Raw genomic sequence first — 24,062 nt, 5'->3', positions numbered from 1 at the left:
CGGTCACCGGGGAACGGTCACAGTGACCCTGTCGACACGGAGGAGGACGAGATGCCCGGGCGCGAGGACTTGCCCAGCACGCTGCGACGCTCCCCGGATAAGGCGCAGCGCACCTGGGAGAAGACGCACGACTCGGCGGTGGAGACCTACGGCGAGGGGGAGCGGTCGCACCGCACCGCCTTCGCCGCGGTGAAGCACGAGTTCGAGAAGGTCGGCGACCACTGGGAGCCAAAGGGCCGCAAGGGCCCGAGCGACCGGCAGGCCGCCGGCGGTGGGCCGGAACGGCGGGCACCCACCGCGGGTGGGGTGGACGCCAACGCCAGCAAGGACCACCTGATGTCGGTGGCCCGCAAGCTGGACGTACCCGGCCGGTCCAGCATGACGAAGCCGGAGCTGGTCACGGCGATCGAGAAGGCCAACGACCGGGCCACCCGCAAGGCGCGCGGCGACTGACCGCCGCGACGCCGGCGGCGGGCCCGCGACGGCGGCACAGGGAGGCGGTACGGGCGGACGCGGTATCCCCGCGCCCGCCCGTACCGCTCACCAGTGCCCGCCGCCGGGCGCCTCGATGTGCACCGCCTTCGTGGCGGTGAACTCGTCCAGCAGCTCCGGGCCGTACCCGAAGCCCTGCCCGCTGGCCCGGCGCGGGTGCGCGGCGCCGCCCGGTGCGCCGCCGAACACTGAATTGATCTTCACGGTGCCCACCGGTAGCTCCCGCCAGGCCCGCTGCGCGTGGCTCATCGACGCGGTCAACACCGTGGCGGCCAGCCCGTACGGGGAATCCGCGGCGCAGCGCAGCGCCTCGTCGAACGAGTCGACCACCACCACCGGGGCGACCGGCCCGAACGTCTCCTCCCGCACCAGCGGCATGTCGTGCCGGCAGTCGGTGACCACGGTGGCCGGGTAGAACGACCCCGGCCCGTCCGGCAGCTCCCCGCCGGCACACACGCGCGCGCCGGCCGCCACCGCCGCCGTCACCTGCCCGTGCACGTGGTCGCGGTGCCGCCGGTCGACCAGCGGGCCCAGCTCGGTGCCCGGGTCCCGGCCCGGCCCGACCCGCAGCGCGTCGGCCCGCCGCACCAGCGCCGCCACGAAGTCGTCGGCCACCTCCCGATGCACGTAGATCCGCTCGACGGCGACGCAGATCTGCCCCGCGTTGGCGAACGCGCCCAGCGCGGCCTGCCCGGCCGCCCAGTCGGCGTCGACACCCGCGTCGACGACCAGCGGATCACTGCCGCCGTTCTCCAGCAGCACCTTCGCGCCGGTGCGGGCCGTGGCGGCGGCGATCGCCCGCCCGGTCGCGGTGGAGCCGACGTGCGCGACCACGTCCACCTCCTGGCCGGCCAGCTCCGCACCGACCTCCGGCCCGCCGGTGAGCAACGACAGCACCCCGGCCGGCAGCGCCTGGTCCAGCGCGCGGGCCAGCAGCCAGCCCGTCGCCGGGGTGCGTTCGCTGGGCTTGAAGAGCACCACGTTGCCGGTGACCAGGGCCGCGCCGAGCAGCCCGCAGGAGACCGCCACCGGGTCGTTCCAGGGGGTGATCGCGGCCACCACCCCGCGCGGCTGCGGGGTCATGAAGTCCAGCGCGTCCGATTCGCCGTGCAGCGTCCGCCCGCCCCGCAGTGGCGCCAGCTCCGCGTACTGTCGCAGGGTGCTGACGCCCGCCTCGACGCCGCCACGGGCATCCGCCAGCGGCTTGCCCATCTCCGCGGTGACCGCCGCCGCCAGCTCCTCGGTGACCGCTGCCACCGCGTCGGCGGCCCGGTGCAGCGCCGCCGCCCGTGCGGCCGGCCCGGTCGCCGCCCACTCCGCGGCCGCGTCGCGCGCCGCCCCCACCGCCTTGCCGACCTCGTCGGCCGTGGCCACCGGCGCCTTGCTGACCGGCGAACCATCCGCCGGATCATGGACGACCAGTTCGCCGCCCGCACCACCCGCGCCCCACACCCCGCCCACCAGCTGCGTAACCGTATACATGCGGCGCTGGATGCCCCGGCCTCGACGGGACAAACGCGTTTCGCCCGGTTGCACGTCGGGTAGGCGGATCGGATGACCACCACCGCCGCGGAGAGCGCGGACGCCGTCGTCGTCGGGGCCGGCCACAACGGCCTGGTCGCGGCCAACCTGCTGGCGGACGCCGGGTGGGACGTGGTGGTGCTCGAGGCGACCGCGGTGCCCGGCGGGGCGGTCCGCTCCGCCGAAGTGACCGCGCCCGGCTACCTCAGCGACCTCTACAGCTCGTTCTACCCCCTCGGGTACGCCTCGCCGGTGCTGCGCGGGCTCGACCTGGACCGGTACGGGCTGTCCTGGCGGCACTCGCCGGACGTCCTTGCGCACCTGCTGCCGGACGGCCGGGCCGCAGTGATCAACCGGGACGCGGACGTCACCGCCGCCTCCCTGGAGCAGTTCGCCCCCGGCGACGGCAAGCGCTGGCTCAACGCGTACACCGACTGGCTCCAGGTGGCCGAGCCGATGCTGGAGACCATCACCACGCCGTTCCCGCCCGTGCGGGGTGGACTCGGCCTGCTGCGCCAGCTGCGGATCGCCGGCGCGCTGCGGCTGGCCCGGCGGCTGGTGGTGCCGGTCCGCAAGCTCGGCGACGAACTCTTCGACGGCCCCGGTGGGCCGGCGCTGTTGGCCGGCTGCGCCCTGCACACCGACCTGTCCCCGGAGGACGCCGGCTCCGGGGTGTACGGGTGGCTGCTGGCCATGCTCGGCCAGCAGGTCGGCTGGCCGGTGCCCGACGGCGGCGCACAGCAGATCACCAACACGCTGGTGGCCCGGCTACAGGAGCGCGGCGGGCGGATCCTCTACGGCGCCCGGGTCGACCGGGTGCTCACCGCCCGGGGCAGGGCGATGGGAGTGCGTACCGCGGGCGGCGCGCTGTGGCGGGCCCGTCGGGCCGTACTCGCCGACGTGCCGGCGCCAGCGCTCTACCTTGACCTGGTCGGCGCGGCGGTGCTGCCGTCGCGGCTGGTGGAGGACCTGGCGCACTTCCGGTGGGACGGCTCGACGCTGAAGGTGGACTGGGCGCTCTCCGCGCCGGTGCCGTGGACGAACCGGCAGCTCGTTGGCGCCGGCACCGTGCACCTCGGCGCCGACCTCAACGGGCTGACCCGCTACGCCGGTGAACTGGCCCGCGGTGAGCTGCCGCGCGACCCGTTCCTGCTGCTCGGGCAGATGTCGGTGGCCGACCCGAGCCACTCCCCACCGGGCACCGAGTCGCTCTGGTCGTACACCCACCTGCCGTTCCGCCGGGACTGGCGGGCCGAGGACGTCGCCGGGCACGTCCAGCGGATGGAGGACGTGCTGGAGGCGGCGGCCCCGGGTTTCCGGCAGCTCATCGTCGGCCGGCACGTGGCCGGGCCGGCCGACCTGGAGAAGGGCAACCCGAGCCTGGTCGGCGGCACGCTCGGCGGTGGCACCGCCGCCGCGTACCAACAGCTGTTCCTGCGCCCGATCCCCGGCCTGGGCCGGGCGGACACCCCGGTGGACCGGCTCTTCCTGGCCAGCGCGTCGGCGCATCCCGGCGGCGGGGTGCACGGCGCGCCCGGCGCGAACGCGGCCCGCGCCGCGTTGGCCCGGGACCGCGCGCTCACCGGCCGCGCCTACGCCGCCGCCATCGGTGCCGCGCACCGCGCCGTCTACCCGGACTGAGCGCCCGCCCGACCCGGCATCCCGCCTCCGTCAGACGCGCAGGGCGGGATGCGCGGGTCAGCGGGTGATGTTGCGGTGCTTGCTGCGCAGGCGGAACGGCATCAGCGCGCTCTCCACCTTGGTCGCGGTGGTCATCTTGGACTCACCGTCGCGCCGCTCCTCGAAACGGATCGGCACCTCCAGGATGGTGTGCCCCAGCTTGGTGGCCAGGTAGTGCATCTCCACCTGGAAGCTGTAGCCGTTGGACTGCACCCGCTCCAGGCCGATGTCCCGCAGCGCGTCGGCCTGCCAGATCTTGAAGCCGGCGGTCAGGTCCCGGATCCGCACCCGCAGCAGGGTGTGCACGTAGAGGTTCGCCCAGCCGCTGAGGGCCCGGCGGTACAGCGGCCAGTTCTCGTCCAGCTCGCCACCGGGCACGTAGCGGGAGCCGATCACCACGCCGGCCTGGGTGGAGAGCAGCGCGCCCAGCATCCCCGGCAGCGCCTCCGGCGGGTGGGACAGGTCGGCGTCCATCTGCGCCACGTACTCGGCGCCGCTCTCCAGCGCCCGCCCCATCCCGTCCACGTACGCCCGGCCCAGGCCCTCCTTGCCGGCCCGGTGCACCACCTCGATCCGATCCGGGTGCTCGATGGCCAACTTGTCGGCCACCTCACCGGTGCCGTCGGGGGAGTTGTCGTCGGCGACGAGGATGCGTAGCCCCGGCAGCGGCAGCGCGAGCAGCCGCTCGACCAACGCCGGGAGGTTGCCCGCCTCGTTGTAGGTGGGCACCACGACGGTCAGGCGCGCGTCCCGCCACGGTGACGGGAGCTGCACGGGCTCGATCATGTCGGACATCCTCGGTTTGCGGACAGGGCTACCTGAGAGGGTAGCCAGTTGCCACATCGAGGTTCAAAAGGCTCCCCTTCCGGGCGTTGCGGACGGCGTTGCTCCGCTGCGTACGGGCATTGTGTCGCAGGGTGCGGGCGCTGCCGTTCAGCGCCGACGGCGGGCCACTGCGGTGCGGGCCAGCGCCACGCCGGCGCTCGCGCCGCTCTGGCGTCACTGCGACCCCTTCTGCCGGGTCGCGATGTCGGACAGTCGCCTGAGCGTCTCGCGGTTACGCAGGTGCAGCACCAGGTCGTTGAGCTTGTTCTGGACCCAGCGCAGCGGGCCGGCGGCGAAGTCCTCGCCGATGCGGACCCGGGTGGCGCCCTCGCCAACGGGTTCCAGGGTGAAGGTCACGATCGCCTCGCCGGCCGGCCAGAGACCGGCCCGCAGCACGAGCCGGTGCGGTGGCTCGCAGGCCAGCACGGTCGAGGCGTCCTGCAACGAGAACGGCCACGGCCCCGCCCGGTGGTGCAGCTGGCTGCCCACCCGGGGCCAGGCCTCGTCCACGTCCCGCACGTGTGCCGTCCCGACCACCCAGTCGCTGTACGTCCACCCGTCGGCCAACACATCGAACACCTGCTGCGCGGGAGCTTCGATCACTTTCTCCACAATCGCCACCGTGATCCCATACCCGCACCTCTGCGGAGGCTAACGAGCCGCCGGGTTAGCTTCTCCGGGGCGGCGGGTAAGGCCGGGTCGGGGCAGCCGTCGGCGGCGCTGGCCCCACCCTGCCGACGCCTCGACGGTGACGTTTACTCCTCGGGGCGCAGGGAACCCGCCGGCTGTGCGACAGGACCAGGAGGATCCGGATCAGCGCAGGTCAGCCCGGGTTTACGCCGGTGCTGACCGGGCCGGTTCCGGGCCGCTCGGGGGCCGTCGGCCCGTCCTGTACGACGCGGTGTTGCTGGATCGGGACGGCACTCTGATCGAGGATGTGCCGTACAACGGTGATCCGGAGAAGGTGCGGCCGGTGCCGGGCGCGCGGGCGGCGTTGGACCGGTTGCGGGCAGCCGGGTTGAGGTTGGCCGTGGTGACGAACCAGTCGGGCCTGGCCCGGGGCTACTTCACCGGTGAGCAGATGCGCGCGGTGCACGCCCGGGTCGAGGAGCTGCTGGGTCGCTTCGACGCCTGGTTGATCTGTCCGCACGACGACGCCGACGACTGTGACTGCCGTAAGCCGGCTCCCGGGCTCGTGCACGCCGCCGCCCGGGAGTTGGGGACGAGCGCGTCGCGGTGCGTCATGGTGGGCGACATCGGCCGGGACGTTGCCGCGGCGCTTGCCGCCGGAGCGGCGGGTGTGCTGGTGCCCACCCCGGTGACCCGACCGGAGGAGATCGCCGCCGCCGGCTGGGTGGCCTCCGATCTGCCGTCGGCCGTGGCGGAGATCCTGCGCCGCCAGCAGGCGGTCCACTCGGTGCCCGATCGAGTGGGCGGGCGGGTGGACACGGCGCTGGTGGTGCGGTCGGACTCCGCCGGGGACGTGCTGGTCACCGGGCCGGCGATCCGCGCCGTGGCGGCCGGCGCGGAGCGGGTGGTGCTGCTGTGCGGGCCACGGGGACGCGCCGCGGCGGACCTGCTGCCCGGAGTTCACGAGATCATCGAGTTTCCGCTGCCGTGGATCGACCCGACGCCGGGGCCGGTGGACCCGGAGGCGATGCGGAGCCTGACCGCGCGTCTCGCGGGGGTCGGCGCGGACCAGGCGGTGGTATTCACCTCGTTCCACCAGTCCGCACTGCCGCTGGCGTTGCTGCTGCGGATGGCGGGCATCGGCCGGATCGCCGCGATCAGCGACGACTATCCGGGCTCGCTACTGGACATTCGCCACCGGGTGCCCGTCGGCGTTCCCGAACCCGAACGCGCCCTGTCCCTCGCCGCCGCCGCCGGCCACCGGCTGCCCCCCGACGACGAACCCGTGCTCCGGCTCCGGCCGGACGCCGTCGTCCCCCGGCCTACCGGCCTCGGTGACCCCGGTTACGTGGTGCTGCACCCCGGCTCGGCCGCGTCGAGCCGGGCCTGCCCGCCCGCGTTGGCGGCCCAGATCGCCGAGGCGCTGACCGCCGCGGGGCACCGGGTGCTGGTCACCGGCGGCCCGGACGAGCGTGCGGTCACCGCCCAGGTCGCGGCGGCCGGCGGCACCGACCTGGGTGGCCGTACCGACCTGGCCGGGCTGGCCGGGATCGTCGCCGACGCCGGTGCGGTGGTGGTCGGCAACACCGGGCCCGCGCACCTGGCCGCCGCAGCCGGGGTGCCGGTGGTGAGTCTCTTCGCACCGACCGTCCCGTTCGGACAGTGGGGGCCGTACCGGGTGCCCACCGTCCGGCTCGGCGACGCCGGAGCGCCCTGCCGGGACACCCGGGCGGCCAGCTGCCCGATCCCCGGGCACCCGTGCCTGAGCGGCGTCGACCCGGCTGAGGTGGTCGAGGCGCTGCGGGTGCTCGCCGTCAGCGGTGGTGGCGGCCGATGAACGTCCTGCTCTGGCACGTGCACGGCTCCTGGACCACGTCGTTCGTGCACGGCAACCACCGCTACCTGATCCCCACCACACCCGACCGCGGCCCCTACGGCCTCGGCCGGGCCCGCACCTATCCCTGGCCCGGCACCGCCATCGAGGTCAGCCCCGACGACCTGCCCGGCACCGACGTCGACCTGGTCATCCTGCAACGCCCGGAGGAGGTCGACCTCGCCGAGAAGTGGCTGCACCGCCGTCCCGGACAGGACGTCCCCGCCATCTACGTCGAACACAACACCCCCAAGGGCGACGTCCCCAACACCCGGCACCCGATGGCCGACCGCGACGACCTGCTCATCGCCCACGTCACCGGCTTCAACCAGATCTTCTGGGACACCGGCACCACCCCCACCACAGTGGTCGACCACGGCATCGTGGCACCCACCGTGTCCTACACCGGCGAGCTGGACCGACTCGCCGTGGTCATCAACGAACCCATCCGGCGAGGCCGCGTCACCGGCACCGACCTGCTGCCCCAGTTCGCCCAGATCGCACCGCTGGACGTCTACGGCATGGGCGTCACCGGCCTCGCCGACCACCTCGGTCTGAGCCCCGACCGGGTCGTCAGCCACGACGACGTACCCCAGGACCAGATGCACGCCGAACTGGCCCGACGCCGCGCCTACCTGCACCTGTGCCGCTGGACCTCCCTCGGGCTCAGCCTCATCGAGGCGATGTCCATCGGCATGCCCGTCGTCGCCCTCGCCACCACCGAGGCCGTGACGGCCGTGCCCCCGGAGGCGGGGGCTCTCGCCACCCGGATGGACACCCTGCTCGACGCCGCCCGTCGGTTCATCGCCGAGCCGGCGGCAGCGCGTCAGGCCGGCGCGGCGGCACGGACCGCCGCGCGTGACAGGTACGGCCTCGACCGTTTCCTCGCTGACTGGGACCGGCTGCTGGAGGAGGAAGTATGCGGATCGCGATGATCTCGGAGCACGCCAGCCCGCTCGCCATCCTCGGAGGGGAGGACGCCGGCGGCCAGAACACACACGTCGCGGAGCTGTCCGCCGCACTCGCCGCCGCCGGGCACGAGGTGAAGGTCTACACCCGCCGTGACGCGCTCGACCTGCCGGTGACCGTCCGCAGCCCGGACGGGTACGACGTGGTGCACGTACCGGCCGGCCCGGCCGAGCCGGTGGCCAAGGACGCGCTGTTGCCGCACATGCGGGAGTTCAGCCGTTGGCTCATCGAGCGGTGGCGGGGCGGGGACTGGGTGCCCGAGGTGATCCACGCGCACTTCTGGATGAGTGGCCTGGCCGCGCTGACCGCCGGTCGGCAGACCGGGGTGCCGGTGGTGCAGACGTACCACGCGCTGGGCACCGTGAAGCGCCGCTACCAGGGCGTGCAGGACACCAGCCCGGCCCGGCGGGTGTCCTACGAGCGGGAGTTGGGCCGCTCGGTCGACCGGGTGGTCGCGCAGTGCCGCGACGAGGTCGGCGAGCTGGTCCGGATGGGGGTGCCCCGGTCTCGGATGACCGTCGTTCCCTCCGGGGTCAACCTCACCACGTTCTCGCCGTTCGGGCCGGCGGCGGACCGCGAGCCCGGTCAGGCCCGGATCCTGACTGTGGGTCGGCTGGTCGAGCGCAAGGGCTTCCAGACGGTGGTCCGTGCGATGGAGCTGGTCCCGAACGCCGAGTGCGTGGTGGTCGGCGGCCCACCCGAGGGGCTGCTGGAGACCGACCCGTACGCCCGGCGGTTGCGGGCGCTGGCCGAGTCGTGCGGGGTGGCCGACCGGGTACGGCTGGTCGGCGCGGTTCCCCGGGAGGAGATGGGCCGCTGGTACCGCTCCGCGGACCTGCTGGTCGCCGCCCCCTGGTACGAGCCGTTCGGGTTGACCCCACTGGAGGCGATGGCCTGCGGGGTGCCGGTCGTCGGCACCGCCGTGGGCGGGATTCGCGACACCGTGGTCGACGGGACGACCGGTCTTCTCGTACCGGCCCGGGACCCGCGCGCCCTGGCCGCCGCGATCCAGCGGCTGCTAAACGACCGGATCCGGCGTTTCTCGTACGCCACCGCAGCCCGCGAGCGGGTCCGGTCGCGGTACTCGTGGGCGGTCACCGCCGAGCGGCTGGCGGAGGTCTACGGCGAGGTGGCCGCGGTGCGTCGGCCGACCCGGGTGGTGGCCTGATGCCGGCGGGCACCCTGCTCGACTCCCACCTGACGAATCTCGCCGCGGCGCTGGCGCCCTATCGGGGGTGCGAGCCACAGCTCGCGCGTTGGGGTGCGCAGTTGGCGCGCCGGCTGGCCGCCGGCGGGCGGTTGCTGGTCGCCGGCAACGGCGGCAGCGCCGCCGAGGCCCAGCACCTCACCGCCGAACTCGTCGGCAAACTCCACCACGACCGCCAACCGCTCTCCGCCATCGCCCTGCACGCCGAAACCAGCGCCCTCACCGCCATCGCCAACGACTACGGCTACACCGACGTCTACGCCCGCCAGGTCCGCGCCCACGGCCGACCCGGCGACATCCTCCTGCTCCTCAGCACCAGCGGCACCAGTGCCAACCTCCTCACCGCCGCCCATGCCGGCCGCGACGCCGGCCTGGTCACCTGGGCGCTCACCGGGCCCGCCCCCAACCCCCTCGCCGGCGCCTGCGACGACGTGCTCGCCGTCGGGTCCCCCGATACCCAGGTCGTCCAGGAACTGCACCTGGTCACCAGCCACCTGCTCTGCGAGTACGTCGAACAGGAACTGCCCGCCGCGCTGGCCGCGTCCACCCAGCCCGCGCCGGCCGAGCCCGCCCCGGCCGGTCGGCTCCCATCCGGGCCGGTGCGTACCGGGGTCGAGGTGGTGCTCGACGGCGGGACCGGACAGCAGGTCGACGCGTGAGGATGAGGAGGCAAGCGTGAGGGGACCCGTGGTGGTAATCGGGGACACCCTGCTCGACCGGGACGTGGAAGGGGTGGTGAACCGCCTCTGCCCGGACTCCCCGGTGCCGGTGCTCGACGAGACCTCGGCCATCGACCGGCCCGGTGGCGCCGGCCTGGCGGCGGTCTTCGCGGCCGCACAGGGCGCCGAGGTGGTGCTGGTGACCGCGCTCGCCGACGACGCTGGCGGCGCCCGGCTGAGCTCGCTGCTCGCCGCCGCCGGGGTGCAGGTGTATCCGCTGGCCCTGGCCGGCGCGACGCCGGAGAAGATCCGGCTGCGGGCCCGAGGCCGGGTGCTGCTGCGCCACGACCGCGGCGTCGCGCCCGGCGAACCGGGCCAGCCCTCCGACGAGGTGCTGCGGGTGATCGGCGCGGCATCGGCGGTGCTGGTCAGCGACTACGGCCGGGGGGTGGCGCGGCAGCCCGCGCTGCGCGCCGCGCTGGCCGCCACCCGCGCGCCGGTGGTGTGGGACCCGCACCCGCGCGGACCGGCCGCGGTGCCCGGCGTGCACCTGGCCACACCGAACGAGTCGGAGGTACGCGAGCTGGTTCCCACCCTGCCCGGGGCGTCCCGGTTGGCGACCGCCTCCCGGGGCGCGCAGGGGCTGCGCCGGCGCTGGCGGGCCGGCGCGGTCGCGGTGACCCTGGGCGGGGACGGCGCGCTGCTCTGTCACGCCGGATCGACGCCGCTGGTGGTGCCCACTCCGGGCAGCGCCGAGGGGGACACCTGCGGGGCCGGCGACCGGTTCGCGGCCGCCGCCAGTCTCGCGCTGGCTCAGGGCGCGCTGGTCTCCGAGGCGGTGCAGGCCGCGGTCGCCGAGGCGTCCGCGTACGTGGCCGGTGGGGGAGTGGCCGCGGCACTGCCGCAGCCGGGAACGAGAGGCGGCCCGGTGAGCACCGGCGTGGTCGGCTCGGGTGGTGACCGGGTGGGTGTCGCGGCGGTCGCCACGCTGCTCGCCGACGTGCGCGCCTCCGGCGGCACGGTGGTGGCCACCGGCGGCTGCTTCGACCTGCTGCACGCCGGGCACGTTGCCACCCTGCAGGCCGCCCGGCAGCTCGGCGACTGCCTGATCGTCTGCGTCAACTCCGACGCCAGCGTGGCCGGGTTGAAGGGGCCGGAGCGGCCGGTGATGTCCGAGGGCGACCGCAGCCGGTTGCTGGCCGCGCTGAGCTGTGTGGATGCGGTCATGATCTTCGACGAGTCGACCCCGGACGCGGCGCTGTCCTGGCTGCGCCCGGACATCTGGGTCAAGGGCGGGGACTACGCCACCGGCGGTGGAGACGCCGCGACGCTGCCCGAGGCGGAGGTCCTGCGCCGGTGGGGCGGTCACACGGTGGTGGTGCCGTACCTGGACGGCCGGTCCACCACCGACATGATCGCCCGCTCCGGGCACGCCACCGGCGCGTGCTGCGCCGTCGGCCAACCGGCGGAGCAGGACCGGTTCTCCGCGCCGTCGTCGGCCACGCCCGGCGGGGAGCGGACGCGATGACCGCCCCGTCACCCGGTGCCGGGCCCACCGTGCTGGTCACCGGCGGCTCCAGCGGGCTCGGTGCAGCGGTGGTCGCCGCGGTGGCCGCCTCCGGTGGCCGGCCACTCGTGCTGGACCGGCGGCCGCCGGCCGACGACGGGGTGTCCTGGACCGAGTGCGACCTGGCCGACACCCGGGCCGCCGAGGTGGCCACCCGGCACATCGCCGAGCAGGCCGGTGGCGTGGACGCGGTGGTCACCGCCGCCGGCATCGACGTGCCGGGCCGGCTCGCCGACGTGCCGGGGGAGACCTGGGACCGGATCATCGCCGTGGACCTGCTGGCCACCGCCGCGGTGATCCGGGCCGCCCTGCCGTTCCTACAGATCTCCCGGGGCCGCATCGTCACCGTCGCCTCGACGCTGGGCGTGAAGGCGGTCAGTGACGCCACCGCGTACTGCGCGGCGAAGTTCGGCGTGGTCGGCTTCACCCGCGCACTCGCCGCCGAACTCGCCGGACAGGTCGGCGTCACCCTGCTCATCCCGGGCGGAATGCGGACTGCCTTCTTCGACGAGCGCGACCCGCAGTACAAGCCAGGGGCGGATGCCATCCTCAACGATCCCGCCGACACCGCCGCCGCCATCATGTTCGCCCTCAGCCAGCCCTCCGGCTGCGCGGTACGCGAACTGGTGGTCTGCGCCGAGCAGGAGACCTCGTACCCGTGATCCTCGTCCTGCGCGCCCTCGGCGTCGGCGACCTCGTCACGGCGGTGCCGGCACTGCGGGCGCTGCGCGCCGCGTACCCCGATCGGGAGTTGGCGCTCGCCGCGCCCGCCTGGCTGGCCCCGCTGGTCGACCTGGTCGGCGGCGTCGACCACCTGGTCGACACCGCCGGGTTGGATCGGCCGGCGTGGCCCGGCCCGGCTCCGGAGGTCGCGGTGAACCTGCACGGGCGCGGCCCGCAGTCGCACCGGCTGCTCGCCGCCGCCCGACCCAAGCGGCTGCTCGCCTTCGCCAACCGGGACGCCGGTTTCGTCGCCGGCCCGCGGTGGGTCGCCGACGAGCACGAGGTGGATCGGTGGTGCCGGCTGCTGTCCTGGTACGGGATCCCGGCCGACCCCGGGGACCTCGCGCTGCGCCGGCCCGTGCCGGCCGGGCTGCCCACCGGCGCCACCGTGCTGCATCCCGGCAGCAAGATTCCCGCCAAGCGCTGGCCCGCCGAGCGGTTCGCCGCGCTGGCCCGGGCGCTCACCGACCGGGGGCACCGGGTGCTGCTCACCGGATCGGCCGACGAACGACCGCTGGCCGCCCGGGTGGCCGACGCGGCCGGCCTGCCGCCCACCGCCGTGCTGGCCGGCCGGACCGACCTCGGCGCGCTGGCCGCGCTGGTAGCCGACGCCCGACTGGTGGTCAGTGGGGACACCGGTGTGGCCCACCTGGCCACCGGCTACGGCACGGCCTCGGTGGTGCTCTTCGGGCCGGTGCCGCCGGACCACTGGGGGCCGCCGCCGGACCGGCCCCGGCACCGGGTGCTGTGGGCCGGCGAGGGGGACCGGCCGAGGTGGGACGGGGTGGGGAGCCATCCGACCTTGGCGGCCGTGCACCTCGACGAGGTGTTGGCCGCCGTGGCTGAGGTGGAACGGGTGGTACGGGTCTCCGGTGCGGTTGCGGCGTAGTGATCCGGGTCGGCCCGGATACGGCCGTCGACGGCGCGGCAAGGGGTGGCTCTTCGTCGACCCGGCCGGCGCCCCGGTCAAGGACCCCGACGTCCTGGCCCGACTGCGCGAGCTGGTCATCCCGCCGGCCTGGCAGGGCGTCTGGATCTCGCCGTACCCGAACGGGCACATCCAGGCGACCGGCGTCGACGCGGCCGGGCGCAAGCAGTACGTGTACCACCCGCTGTGGCGGGAGAAGCAGGACGAGGCGAAGTTCGACCACATGCTGGAGGTGGCCCGGCGGCTGCCGGTGTTGCGCGAGCGCGTGGGGCGCGACCTGGACGGCCGGGGGTTGGGTCGGGACCGGGTGCTGGCCACCGTGGCCCGGCTGTTGGACATGGGAATGTTCCGGGTCGGCAGCGACCAGTACGCGGCCGGCGACGAGCCGACGTTCGGCGTGTCCACCCTGCGCCCGGAGCACGCCCGGACCCGAGGCGGCTGTGTGGTCTTCGAGTTCCCCGCGAAGGGCGGCATCGAGCAGGTGCGCCGGATCGAGGACCCGGAGCTGTGCCAGGTGCTGACCAACCTGCGCCGTCGCCGACGGGAGGCGGACCGGCTGTTCGGCTACTGGGACGGTCGGGAGTGGCGCGACGTGCGCAGCGACGAGGTCAACGGCTACCTGCGCGATGCCAGCGGCGGGGAGATGACGGCCAAGGATTTCCGCACCTGGCACGCCACCGTGCTCGCCGCCACCGAGCTGGCCACCGTCGGCCCTGCGCGCTCGATGACCGCCCGGCGCAAGGCCGTGGTCGCGGTGATGCGCGCGGTGGCCGACTTGTTGGGGAACACCCCCACGGTGGCGCGTGCATCCTATGTGGACCCCCGGGTGGTCGACCTCTACCACGACGGGATGGTGGCGCCGGTGGATCCGCGGGCACCGCGGGAGGAGGCCGAACGGGTCGTGTTGGAGCTGCTGGAGAAGGCCTGACCGGCCCCGCCGACATTCCTGGGGAGAGAGCGACGGGACCGGGGTCTCGGCTTCTCGAGCGGAGGTGACACCGGGCGGCCGCCCGCCGCGGCATGGCGGCGGGCGCCTCGCCACGGCCCCCGTTGGCGGCCGACCAGGAGCTCGGGTCGGCCACACTGCCTCTCAGTCTGCCCGCGACGAGTTGACCGTGGACGCCGGGCGGTTGACGATCCGCGCCGGATCCGGATGGCCCTCGCGGTACGCCTGCGGGCTCAGCCCGTAGGCGCCCCGGAACACCCGGCTGAAGTGGGCCTTGTCGGGAAACCCCCAGCGCGCGGCGATGGTCTGCACGGACTGGGTACGCAGCGCCGGGTCGGTGAGGTCGCGCCGGCACCGCGCCAGCCGCAGGTCCCGGATGTACGACGCCACGGTGGACTCCTCGCCCTCGAACAGTCGGTGCAGCGAGCGCAGCGAGATGTGGTGGGCGTCCGCGACGGCCTGCGGGCTGAGTGCCGCGTCGCCGAGGTGGCGGTGGACGTACGCCTGCACCTGGGTGACCAGCGCGCGGCGGCGTACCTCGGTGGGCACCTCGTCCTCGGCGAGCAGGTGCCGTCCGAGCATGGTGATGGCCAGGTCCAGCCCCACCGCGCCGAGCCGGCTGGCGTCGGCGGCGTGGTACTGCTCGGGGTGCCCGGTGACCTGGAGCAGGAACTGCGCCAGCAGCGCCCCGATCCCCTCGCTGCCGGACATCCGGCCGCCGTAGAGCGCGGCCATCCGCTGCGGCGGCAGCGGCAGCGCGGCGTGCGGAATCAGCGTGATGATCGAGGTGGCCTGGTCCCGTTCCGGCTCGGTCGCGTGGTGACAGACGTCGTGCGGGCGGGAGGCGTCGTAGAAGGTGAACTCGCCGGCCTGGATCTCGCTGTGGCGACCGTCCTGACTGGACGTGCCGACGCCGCCGGTGGTGAGGGCCAGCACGTACAACTCCGGGTCGGAGCGACGGACCAGCTTGCGGGTGCGGGTGGCGTCCAGCGACGGGTACTGGTACTCGACCAACTGGATCGGGCCGAGGTCGATGAAGTCGGCGCGGGCGGCGAAGTCGTCGGTGTGCGCGGACTGGATCCGCAGCGGCGCCGAGGTGCGCGCGACCAGGTCGAGCCACATCCCGAACCGCTCACCCGGCGGCAGGACGGTGGTGTCGATGGTGTCCCGGTGCAGCATCCGGCGCCCCTCAGACCGCTCGCCGCCGGATCAGGGCCTCGATGCCGTCGAGGATCCGGTCGAGGCCGAAGGTGAACTCCTCGTCCAGGTCGTCGTCCTGGTGCAGCACGCCCGAGGTCAGCACCCGGTGCAGCGCCGGGAAGCGGGCCGGGTCGATGAGTCGACTGAGCATCCGGCCGTACGCCGGCATCATCTCGCCCGGCTTCATGCCGGCGGCCCGGCTACCCTCGGCGATCTGCGTGGTGAGGGTGGCCTCGTTACGGACGTACCCGGTGATCAGCAGCAGTGTCGACATCTGCTCGCCCTCGGCCAGCGAAGTGCCGTCGAGGCAGCGCAGCCCATCCTCCATCCAGCCGAGCGTCTGGGGGGTGATCGGCGGGCCGGTGATCGGCACGTGCAGCAGCCAGGGCCGCCGCCGCAGCACGTCGTGCTCGGCCCAGGCCCAGCGGGTGAGTCCGGCACGCCAGTCGGCGTCCGGTGCGGCGGGACCGGGCGGCGGGCCGTACCCGGCGTCCACCATGAGCATCAGCAGCTCGTCCTTGGAGCCGACGTACCGGTAGAGGGCCATGGTGGCGGCGCCCAACTCCTTGGCCACTCGGCTCATCGAGACGGCCGCCAGCCCATCGGCGTCGGCCACCCGTACGGCGGCGTCCACGATGCCGCTCACGGTCAGCCCGGGTCGGGGCCCCTTGGGAGGCCGCTCGCGCAGCCCCCAGGCGCTCTCGATGGCCGGCGGGATCACCGGGCCGCTGTCGTCTGTCTTTGCCGCCACATTTCCTCCTTGCCTCGCCATCCTAGTTCTGCGTATGGTCTACGCATAACAGCGTACGTCATACGCAGAAGGAGTCTTCCCATGACAGCGACGACCGCACCGGCACCGCGCGCGGGCCGGCGGGAGTGGATCGGGTTCACGGTGCTGATGCTGCCGCTGCTCCTGGTCTCGATGGACGTGTCGGTGCTCTACTTCGCCGTCCCGTTCATCAGCGAGGAACTGCGCCCCACCGGCACCCAGCAGCTCTGGATCTTCGACATCTACGGCTTCGTGCTGGCCGGGCTACTGATCACCATGGGCGCCCTGGGCGACCGGATCGGCCGGCGCCGACTGCTGCTGATCGGCGCCGCCGCGTTCGGGGCGGCGTCCCTGCTGGCCGCGTACGCCGACAGCGCCGCCACCCTGATCGCCGCGCGCGCCGTGCTGGGCGTGGGCGGGGCGACCCTGATGCCCTCCACGCTCGCCCTGGTGCGCAACATGTTCCACGACGCCAAGCAGCGTGGCACCGCGATCGGCATCTGGACCGCCACGCTCACCGGCGGCATCGCGATCGGTCCGGTGCTCAGCGGCATCCTGCTGGAGCACTTCTGGTGGGGCTCGATCTTCCTGATCAACATTCCGGCGATGCTGCTGCTGCTCCTGCTCGCCCCGGTCCTGGTGCCCGAGTTCCGCAACCCGACGGCCGGGCGGTTCGACCTGGTCAGCGCGGTGCTGTCGCTCGGCGCGCTGCTGCCGGTGATCTACGGCATCAAGGAGATGGCCCGGGACGGCGTCACTGCCGCTCGGGTGCTGGCCATCGTCGCCGGCCTGCTGGTCGGGGCGCTGTTCCTGCACCGGCAGCGGACCCGGGCGTACCCGATGATCGACCTGGCGCTGTTTCGCCGTCGGGGCTTCGCCGGGTCGCTCGCGGTCAACCTGCTGGCGATGTTCGCCCTGGTCGGCTTCGCCATCTTCACCACCCAGCACCTCCAGTCGGTGCTCGGCCTGAGCCCGCTGCGGGCGGCACTGTGGAGCCTGGTGCCGTCGCTGGCGGTGGGCGGAATCGCCCCGGCCGCCGCCGCGCTCGCCCAGCGCATCGAGCGGGCGTACCTGATCGGGACGGGTTTCGGGATCGCCGTGGTCGGCTTCGTGGTGCTCACCCGGGTCACCCCGGAGTCGCCGCTCTGGCTGCTGCTGGTCGGCGCCAGCATCTACGCCGCCGGGCTGGTCATGGTGATGTCGCTGGTCACCGAACTGGTGCTCGGCGCGGCGCCGCCGGAGCAGGCCGGTGTCGCCTCGGCGCTGACCGAGTCCAGCAGCGAGTTGGGCGGCGCGCTGGGGATGGCGATCCTGGGCAGCGTGGGTGCCGCGGTCTACCGGCGCGAGGTCCTCGACGGCCTGCCCGCCGGGCTGCCGGGGGATGCCCGCGACGCGGCCCGGGAAACGCTGGGCGGTGCGCTGGCGGTGGCCGACGGGCTGCCGGCCGAGCTTGGCGACGCGGTGCTGCACGCCGCCCGGCTGGCGTTCACCGACGGGCTGCACCTCGCCGCGATCGCCGCCATGGTGGCGATGCTGCTGGGCGCGGTGACCGCGCTGGTCGCGCTGCGCGGAGCCCGGCCGGGCGACCCCGCCGTGCTGGCCGCCGACCCGGTCCCGGCCCCGCCGGTTGCGGCCGGGACGGCGGTGCAGCGGACGCCGACCCCGACCGGTCCGGGTGGTCCGACGGCGTCGTGACCGGCGGAGCAGAGCGGCCGCCCGGTGGTCCGCCCGTGCGGGGGACCACCGGGCGGCCGCCCGGTTGGCTGTTGTCGGGTGGGTCGTCGGTCAGTCGGTGAGTACGTGCGCGAGCCGGTCGCGGAAGCGCCGCTCGGAGTCGCTGACCGACTCGCCGCCGAGGCCGAGCAGCCCGCCGCTGGAAGCGGCGCCCACCACCTGCTCGGCGATCTTCACCAGCCAGTGCTTGTACGCCCCGGCCGCACCCTCGTCGACCCGCGCGGCCAGCAACGCGGCGGCCTGGCCGGCCCGCAGCAGCACGTCGTCGATCATCGTCCGCGGGTCGGCGGGCGCGATGACCGGCAACTCCTCGCCGGTCTCCGGGTCGCCGACCCGGGTCACGATCTCGCCGGCCACAGCAGCGACCAGCGGGCTGGCCGACTCCCGGCCAGCGGCGATGGTCTCCAGTCCGGCCGCGTTCTCCGCCATGGTCCGGCGGGTGCCGTCGGACTCGGCGGCGCTCGCCGCGGTCAGCACCGACTGCGGTAGGCCGACCAGCAGCCCCCACTCCTCGTCGGAGAAACCGAAACCGGTGTACGCCGGCTGCTCGATCACGGCAACGCCCCTTCCACCCTGCTCTGCTTGGTCAATCGGTTGGCCCGGTGCCCGGTCAGGCTAGTTGTACTGACCCGAGAGGTTGGGGACGCGGCTGGTGGGTGGTAGGCCGCCGAGTGCGGTGTGTCCGCGGTGGTGATTGTAGGTGTGCAGCCAGGCGGGCAGGGCTTCACGGCGTTCGGTTTCGGTGCGGTAGGGGCGTGCGTAGGCCCATTCATCGAGCATGGTGCGGTTGTAGCGTTCGACTTTCCCGTTGGTCTGGGGTCGGTAGGGCCGTGTGCGTTTGTGGGTGATCCCGGCTGTGGTGAGGGTGTCGCGCCAGAGTTGGGATCGGTAACAGGAGCCGTTGTCGGTCAGCACTCGTGTGACGGTGATGCCCTGGGCGGTGAACCAGGTGTGGGCGCGTGACCAGAAGGCGGTGGCGGTTTCCTTGGTCTCGTCGGGCAGGATTTCGGTATAGGCCAGGCGGGAGTGGTCGTCCACGGCGTTGTGCAGGTAGTGGTAGCCGAGCCGGGGCTCGCCACGTCGCACGCGGGTGACGCCGGGCATGGCCGAGCGGTTGCGGGTGCCGGCATGGCGTCCGAGCACGCGGTGGCCGCCGCCGTCAGGGATGTTGCCCAGTTTCTTGATGTCGACGTGCACCAGGTCGCCGGGGTGTTCGTGCTCGTAGCGGCGGATCATCCGGCCGGTGGCCCGGTCGAGGTGGGTGAGCCGGGCGAGGCGGTAGCGGGTCAGGACCCGGTGCACGGTGGCCGGGTTCAGCCCGAGCAGGAACGCGATGCGGGCCGGACCCCACCGGCGCAGGGTCCGGACCTTGACGACACGCCGTTCGGTGCGTTGCGAGGTCCGGGCCGGGCTGTGGTGCGGGCGTGAGGAACGGTCGGTCATACCCGCCGGCCCGTCGGTGCGATATCGATCGGCCCAGCGTTTCGCGGTGGTGGGTGAGACCTGGAAACGTTCCGCGGCCCGGCGTAGTGGCCACCGTTCCTCGACCACGCAGCGGGCCAGGCGCAGCCTGCCAGTCTCGGACAACGGTGCATTACGGTGGGGCATGAGGGCCTCCGCAGGTTCGGGGTAGGACGTCGCAATCCACACCGAACCCGAAGGCCCTCACCTTTTTCAAGATCTACCCGTCACCAACGTCTGTGGTCAGTACAGCTAGTCCAGGGTCAGCAGGCCCTGTTCGGACACCACGCGCACCGACAGCGTCTTGTACCCGACCTCGTCGAAGAGAACCGTCATCTTGTCCTCCTCGTACCCGAGCACCATGCCGTGCCCCCACTCCGGGTGGCGCACCTGACTGTGCACCCCGAACGGCCCGACCGCCCCCTGGTCGGCGACGCTGGTGCCGGCGTGGCAGTTGTCGCAGTGCCCGCAGACCTGGGTCATCTGCTCGCCGAAGTACGCCAGCAGGGTCTGCCCCCGGCAGGCGCTGGTCTCGGCGAAGGCCCGCATCATGTCGGTGCGGGACCGCGTCACGGTCTGCTGCCGCTCCGCCTCGGCCAGCGCCGCCGCGGCGGCGTCGACCGGGGTGGGGGAGTAGCGAGGGGCACCGATGCGTTGCCGGGCCCGCGGCTCGGCCGCCCCGGCCTGCTCCAGCAGGGAGATGTACTGGCCCAGCTTGCGCGGCCCGAGGCCGGTGGCCTCGCGCAGCTCGGTCTTGGTGGCCGGCTCACGGCGCAGCAGCGCGGCCAGGTCGCGCAGCTCGTTCTCGTCGGGCAGGCCACCGCTGAAGAACCGTTGCAGGCCCACGTCCTCGGCCTGCCAGAGCAGCAGCACCCGGGCCGGCTGCCCGTCGCGCCCGGACCGGCCGATCTCCTGGAAGTAGCTGTCCGGCGAGTCGGGCAGCGCCATGTGCACCACCCAGGCGATGTTGGGCTTGTCGATGCCCATCCCGAACGCCGAGGTGGCCACCATGATCGGCACCTGGTCGGCGAGGAACGCCTCGTGCAGCTCGGAGCGCGCCCCGGCGGCCATTCCGCCGTGGTAGCACTGCGCCGGGAAGCCGGCGTCGGTCAACCGGGTGGCCAGCTCCTCGGCGGCGCGGCGGGTCGGCACGTAGATGATTCCCGGCCGTTCATCGTCACGCAGCAGCGCGACCAGGCGCCGCCACCGGTAGTCCTCGGTGGGGCAGTGCGCCACCTCCAGGAACAGGTTGGGCCGGTCCAGCCCGGAGACCACCACCTCCGGCTTGTGCAGCCGCAGCCGGGCGATGATGTCGTCGCGTACCGGCGGGGACGCGGTGGCGGTCAGCGCGACCACCGGTGGCCGCCCGATGCCCTCGATGAGGTGCCCGAGCGCCAGGTAGTCGGGACGGAAGTCGTGCCCCCAGGCCGAGATGCAGTGCGCCTCGTCGATCGCCACCAGCGCCGGCTTGAGTGCGGCCACCTCGGCCATCCGATCGGGGTTGCTCAGCTGCTCCGGGGTGATGAACAGGAACTCCGCCCGGCCCTCGCGAATCTCGTTGATCGCCTCGGCCTGCTGGGCGGCCGACTCGTTCGAGCTGATCCGCACCGCCCGCAGCTCCGGACGCTGGCGCTCGTTGAGGGCCGCGATCTGGTCCTGCTGGAGAGCCAGCAGCGGGGAGATCACCACGGTGGGGCCGGGGATCAGGCTGGCCGGGATCTGGTAGATGGCGGACTTGCCGGCGCCCGTGGGCAGCACGACCAGGGCGTCGCGTCGCTTCATCACCGCGCGCATGGCCGCCAGTTGGTTGGGCCGCAACGCGGTCCAGCCGAAGAGGCTCCGTGCCGCGCGGCGCAACGTCATCGAGTGCGTGGACAGCTTCATCGAGGGCCGGAGGTACCCGAGCCGATCACCGCCGAAACGCGCCCGACGGCAACTGTCCAGGGTCTCGCCGAGGCACCACGGACTCAGCGCACCCGGGGCAGGACCTCGCGCTGGTAGAGGTCGAACAGGCCCTGGTAGTGCGGGCCGACGTTGGCCACGTACACCTCGTCGAAGCCCGCCTTGGCGAACTTCCCGATCATCTCGACGTTCGCGTCGGCGCTGTTGCCGCACACGAACGCCTCCTTCAGCATCTCCGGCCGGACCAGCTGGGCGGCCTGCTCGAAGTGGCGCGGCGAGGGCAGCACCTGGGACAGCTCGCCCGGGACCCCGGCGTTGGGCCAGCGCTGGTACGCGATCCGCATGCCCTCGTCCTCGCTGTCCGCGTACGCCGCCTTGAATCCGGCCTGGCACGGCTTGTCGCCGCCGCCGTTCTCCCGGAAGCGCCGGACCATCTCGCTGTCGGGCCTGGTGCTCACGTAGCCGTCGCCGATCCGGGCGGCGAGGTCGATGGACTTCGGGCCGAAGCCGGAGACGTAGATCGGCGGGGGAGTGTCGGGCAGCGTGTAGATCCGGGCGTGCTCGACGGTGTAGTGCTTGCCGTGGTGGTTGACGAAGTCGCCGGTCCAGAGCTTCCGCAGCACCTCGACGGCCTCCTCCAGCATCTCCAGCCGGACGTCGGCCTGCGGCCAGGCGTCGCCGAAGATGTGCTCGTTGAGCGCCTCGCCGCTGCCGACGCCGAGTGCGAACCGCCCGCCGTGCAGCACCGCGCTGGTCGCCGCCGCCTGCGCGATCACGGCCGGGTGGATCCGCACCGTCGGGCAGGTCACCGCGGTGGTCACCGGCAGCGAACAGACCTGGCTGAGCGCGCCGATCATCGACCAGACGAACGGGCTCTGCCCCTGTGCGTCCACCCACGGGTGGTAGTGGTCGGAGATCCAGAGCGACTCGAAGCCGGCCTGTTCGGCGCCGCGCGCCTGCGCTACCAGCTCGGCCGGCGTGAACTCCTCACTGGACAGGATGTAGCCGACCTTCATCGTCCCCCCTCGGCACGGACCTGCTGGGTGGATTAGCGGTACCCCGGCCGTCGCCGGCCACACCCGGTCCGCCGGCTCTCACCCGATCGCGCCGGCGGGGTCGCGCTCAGCGTCGGCCGAACATCGCCCGGATCGCGGCCAGGAGCAGCAGGGCGCCGACCACCAGGCCGAGCAGGCGTACGCCGGGGATATCGGCCGGGCTCGTCGCGTCGGCCAGCAGGGCGGGATCCATCCCCGCACTCTCCCGGGGACCGTGCCTCCAGGCAACTGTAAGGTTTATTGACTATTGAATCGCTCGGTGTGACCATGGCAGCACCGCCTGCCGGTGGCGGTGCGCCGAGGGCGCGCGAGAGATGGGGTACGGGGGCCGCATGAGCGAGCGCAACCAGCGGGTCGGCGCGGGCGCGCCAGCGCCGGGGACCAACGCCGACCGCCACGGGCGGGCGGCGTGACGGCGCCCAGCGGGCACCTTCCGGCGCTGGCCGCCGCCGTCCTGCAACCCGGGTTCGTCGGCACCACCCCACCACCGTGGGTGTGCCGCTGGCTCGGCGAGGGGCTCGGCTCGGTGGTCCTCTTCGCCCGCAACGTCGTCGACACCGCCCAGGTGGCCGCGCTGACCGCGACGCTGCGCGCCGAGCGGCCGGACGTCATCGTGGCGATCGACGAGGAGGCCGGCGACGTCACCCGGATCGAGTCGGTCCGGGGCAGCTCCCGGCCCGGCAACTTCGCCCTCGGCGCGGTCGACGACCCGGAGCTGACCGAGGCGGTCGCCCGGGACCTCGGCGTCGAGCTGGCCGGGGCCGGGGTCACCCTCGACTACGCCCCGGACGCCGACGTCAACTCCAACCCGGCCAACCCGGTGATCGGCGTCCGCTCGTTCGGGGCGGACCCGGCGCTGGTCGCGCGGCACACCGCCGCCTGGGTACGCGGGCTGCAGGCCGGCGGCGTCGCCGCCTGCGCCAAGCACTTCCCCGGGCACGGCGACACCCGGGTCGACTCGCACCACGACCTGCCCCGGATCACCGCCGACCGGGACCGCCTGGACGCCGTCGAGCTGGCCCCTTTCCGGGCCGCCGTGGCCGCCGGGGTGCAGGCGGTGATGACCGGCCACCTGCTGGTGCCCGCGCTGGACCCGCAGCTGCCGGCGACGTTGAGCCAACGCATCCTGGGCGGCCTGCTCCGCGACGAGATGGGCTTCTCCGGCGTGGTGGTGACCGACGCGGTGGAGATGCGCGCGGTCGCCGACCGGTACGGCTTCGCCGGGGCGGCGGTCCGCGCGCTCGCCGCCGGGGCCGACGCGATCTGCGTGGGCGGCGAACGGGCCGACGAGCAGTCGGCCCGGGAACTGGCCGACGCCATCGTGGCCGCGGTCGTCTCCGGTGAGCTGCCCGAGGAGCGCCTCGCCGAGGCAGCCAAGCGGGTCGGTCAGCTCGCGGCCTGGACGGTGGCGGCCCGCTCCGAGCGGTCGACCGGAGCGCGCGGCAGCACCGACGTCGGGCTGGTCGCCGCCCGCCGCGCCGTTCGGGTCACCGTCGCGGCGGGCGGGACGACCGCGTTGCCGCTGACCCGCGCGGCGCACGTGGTCGAGTTCGAGCCACCGCGCAACATCGCCATCGGCGCCGAGACGCCGTGGGGCCTCGGCGTACCGATGGGCGAGCTGCTGCCCGGCACGAGCGCGGTGCGCTACGCCCAGCACGACGTGCCGACCGACCCGGGCGCCGGGGCGGGCAACCGCCCGCTGGTGCTGGTGGTCCGCGACCTGCACCGGCACGAGTGGATGCGTGCCGCGGTGCAGCGGGCGCTGGCCGCCCGGCCGGACGCGGTCGTGGTCGAGCTGGGCGTGCCCGAGCTGGTCACCGGCGCGGTGCACCTGGCCACCCACGGCGCCACCCGGGCCAGCGGACGGGCCGCCGCCGAGGTGCTGACCGGCACCCGCTGACCCGACGGCCGCACCGGGCTG

Annotated in this window: 22 protein-coding genes; 12 read left to right on the top strand and 10 right to left on the bottom strand. The window is 73.9% G+C overall.

Annotation, left to right across the window (positions count from 1 at the left end):
- Positions 1 to 51 precede the first annotated feature (51 nt).
- Positions 52 to 453: a ChaB family protein gene (locus tag OG990_RS18670; protein ID WP_328425853.1), complete on the top strand. Its 402-nt coding sequence runs from the start codon at positions 52 to 54 to the stop codon at positions 451 to 453.
- 87 nt (positions 454 to 540) lie between these two features.
- Here the strand turns inward: OG990_RS18670 and OG990_RS18665 are convergent, their stop codons facing one another.
- Positions 541 to 1,974, bottom strand: coding sequence for an aldehyde dehydrogenase family protein (locus OG990_RS18665; protein WP_386991901.1), 1,434 nt, complete (start codon positions 1,972 to 1,974; stop codon positions 541 to 543).
- Between the two features lie 72 nt (positions 1,975 to 2,046).
- On the opposite strand from OG990_RS18665, the gene OG990_RS18660 reads away from it, so the two are divergent.
- A complete protein-coding gene (locus OG990_RS18660; RefSeq protein WP_406076437.1) occupies positions 2,047 to 3,654 on the top strand; it encodes a phytoene desaturase family protein in 1,608 nt (535 codons plus the stop codon).
- Between the two features lie 57 nt (positions 3,655 to 3,711).
- Here OG990_RS18660 and OG990_RS18655 read toward each other — a convergent pair whose 3' ends face one another.
- Both OG990_RS18655 and OG990_RS18650 read right to left on the bottom strand, forming a co-directional pair.
- The gene (locus OG990_RS18655; RefSeq protein WP_328425859.1) at positions 3,712 to 4,479 is read right to left on the bottom strand and encodes a polyprenol monophosphomannose synthase; all 768 of its coding nucleotides are present in this window, start codon (positions 4,477 to 4,479) and stop codon (positions 3,712 to 3,714) included.
- 213 nt (positions 4,480 to 4,692) lie between these two features.
- On the bottom strand, positions 4,693 to 5,139 hold the full coding sequence (locus OG990_RS18650) for an SRPBCC family protein (protein ID WP_406076435.1): 447 nt from the start codon (positions 5,137 to 5,139) through the stop codon (positions 4,693 to 4,695).
- Between the two features lie 166 nt (positions 5,140 to 5,305).
- Between OG990_RS18650 and OG990_RS18645 the strand changes: the two genes are divergently transcribed.
- Genes OG990_RS18645 through OG990_RS18610 form a run of 8 tightly spaced genes read left to right on the top strand, consistent with a single transcriptional unit; the run spans position 5,306 to position 14,002 of the window.
- A complete protein-coding gene (locus OG990_RS18645; protein WP_406076432.1) occupies positions 5,306 to 6,985 on the top strand; it encodes an HAD-IIIA family hydrolase in 1,680 nt (559 codons plus the stop codon).
- On the top strand, positions 6,982 to 7,956 hold the full coding sequence (locus OG990_RS18640; protein WP_406076431.1) for a glycosyltransferase: 975 nt from the start codon (positions 6,982 to 6,984) through the stop codon (positions 7,954 to 7,956). The genes OG990_RS18645 and OG990_RS18640 overlap by 4 nt, the downstream gene beginning before the upstream one ends.
- Entirely contained in the window at positions 7,941 to 9,158 is a 1,218-nt protein-coding gene (locus OG990_RS18635; protein WP_406076429.1) for a glycosyltransferase, read from the top strand. The genes OG990_RS18640 and OG990_RS18635 overlap by 16 nt, the downstream gene beginning before the upstream one ends.
- The gene (locus tag OG990_RS18630) at positions 9,155 to 9,856 is read left to right on the top strand and encodes an SIS domain-containing protein (protein WP_406081815.1); all 702 of its coding nucleotides are present in this window, start codon (positions 9,155 to 9,157) and stop codon (positions 9,854 to 9,856) included. Before OG990_RS18635 ends, OG990_RS18630 begins: the two co-directional genes overlap by 4 nt.
- 16 nt (positions 9,857 to 9,872) lie before the next feature.
- Positions 9,873 to 11,384, top strand: coding sequence for a PfkB family carbohydrate kinase (locus tag OG990_RS18625; RefSeq protein WP_406076428.1), 1,512 nt, complete (start codon positions 9,873 to 9,875; stop codon positions 11,382 to 11,384).
- On the top strand, positions 11,381 to 12,085 hold the full coding sequence (locus tag OG990_RS18620; protein ID WP_406076425.1) for an SDR family oxidoreductase: 705 nt from the start codon (positions 11,381 to 11,383) through the stop codon (positions 12,083 to 12,085). Before OG990_RS18625 ends, OG990_RS18620 begins: the two co-directional genes overlap by 4 nt.
- Entirely contained in the window at positions 12,082 to 13,035 is a 954-nt protein-coding gene (locus tag OG990_RS18615) for a glycosyltransferase family 9 protein (RefSeq protein WP_406076424.1), read from the top strand. The genes OG990_RS18620 and OG990_RS18615 overlap by 4 nt, the downstream gene beginning before the upstream one ends.
- Positions 13,019 to 14,002 (top strand): DNA topoisomerase IB, encoded by a 984-nt coding sequence (locus tag OG990_RS18610; RefSeq protein ID WP_386991885.1) that lies wholly within the window; start codon positions 13,019 to 13,021, stop codon positions 14,000 to 14,002. The genes OG990_RS18615 and OG990_RS18610 overlap by 17 nt, the downstream gene beginning before the upstream one ends.
- Positions 14,003 to 14,164: 162 nt before the next feature.
- On the opposite strand, the gene OG990_RS18605 is transcribed toward OG990_RS18610, so the two are convergent.
- Together OG990_RS18605 and OG990_RS18600 are read right to left on the bottom strand one after the other, a co-directional pair.
- A complete protein-coding gene (locus OG990_RS18605) occupies positions 14,165 to 15,199 on the bottom strand; it encodes a helix-turn-helix domain-containing protein (RefSeq protein ID WP_406076422.1) in 1,035 nt (344 codons plus the stop codon).
- A gap of 10 nt (positions 15,200 to 15,209) precedes the next feature.
- Positions 15,210 to 15,971 (bottom strand): TetR/AcrR family transcriptional regulator, encoded by a 762-nt coding sequence (locus OG990_RS18600; protein WP_406076420.1) that lies wholly within the window; start codon positions 15,969 to 15,971, stop codon positions 15,210 to 15,212.
- A gap of 81 nt (positions 15,972 to 16,052) precedes the next feature.
- On the opposite strand from OG990_RS18600, the gene OG990_RS18595 reads away from it, so the two are divergent.
- Positions 16,053 to 17,684, top strand: coding sequence for an MFS transporter (locus OG990_RS18595; protein ID WP_406076418.1), 1,632 nt, complete (start codon positions 16,053 to 16,055; stop codon positions 17,682 to 17,684).
- Positions 17,685 to 17,774: 90 nt separating this feature from the next.
- Here the strand turns inward: OG990_RS18595 and OG990_RS18590 are convergent, their stop codons facing one another.
- The 5 genes from OG990_RS18590 to OG990_RS18570 form a co-directional block, all read right to left on the bottom strand.
- Positions 17,775 to 18,278: a hypothetical protein gene (locus OG990_RS18590; RefSeq protein ID WP_406076416.1), complete on the bottom strand. Its 504-nt coding sequence runs from the start codon at positions 18,276 to 18,278 to the stop codon at positions 17,775 to 17,777.
- A 60-nt stretch (positions 18,279 to 18,338) separates the two neighbouring features.
- A complete protein-coding gene (locus OG990_RS18585; protein WP_406076414.1) occupies positions 18,339 to 19,331 on the bottom strand; it encodes an IS481 family transposase in 993 nt (330 codons plus the stop codon).
- 105 nt (positions 19,332 to 19,436) lie between these two features.
- Complete coding sequence (locus OG990_RS18580; RefSeq protein ID WP_406076412.1) at positions 19,437 to 21,068, bottom strand: RecQ family ATP-dependent DNA helicase; 1,632 nt, start codon at positions 21,066 to 21,068, stop codon at positions 19,437 to 19,439.
- Between the two features lie 83 nt (positions 21,069 to 21,151).
- Positions 21,152 to 22,102 (bottom strand): TIGR03557 family F420-dependent LLM class oxidoreductase, encoded by a 951-nt coding sequence (locus tag OG990_RS18575; protein ID WP_406076410.1) that lies wholly within the window; start codon positions 22,100 to 22,102, stop codon positions 21,152 to 21,154.
- 106 nt (positions 22,103 to 22,208) lie between these two features.
- Positions 22,209 to 22,334, bottom strand: a complete 126-nt coding sequence (locus tag OG990_RS18570; RefSeq protein ID WP_255421242.1) for a hypothetical protein — start codon at positions 22,332 to 22,334, stop codon at positions 22,209 to 22,211.
- Between the two features lie 216 nt (positions 22,335 to 22,550).
- Between OG990_RS18570 and OG990_RS18565 the strand changes: the two genes are divergently transcribed.
- The gene (locus OG990_RS18565; RefSeq protein ID WP_406076408.1) at positions 22,551 to 24,041 is read left to right on the top strand and encodes a glycoside hydrolase family 3 protein; all 1,491 of its coding nucleotides are present in this window, start codon (positions 22,551 to 22,553) and stop codon (positions 24,039 to 24,041) included.
- Positions 24,042 to 24,062: the final 21 nt, after the last annotated feature.

This window comes from Micromonospora sp. NBC_00858 (assembly GCF_045207365.1).
Classification (GTDB): Bacteria; Actinomycetota; Actinomycetes; order Mycobacteriales; family Micromonosporaceae; genus Micromonospora.
Note: the sequence above shows the minus strand (reverse complement) of the source record. Positions and strands in the feature narration are given on the sequence as shown.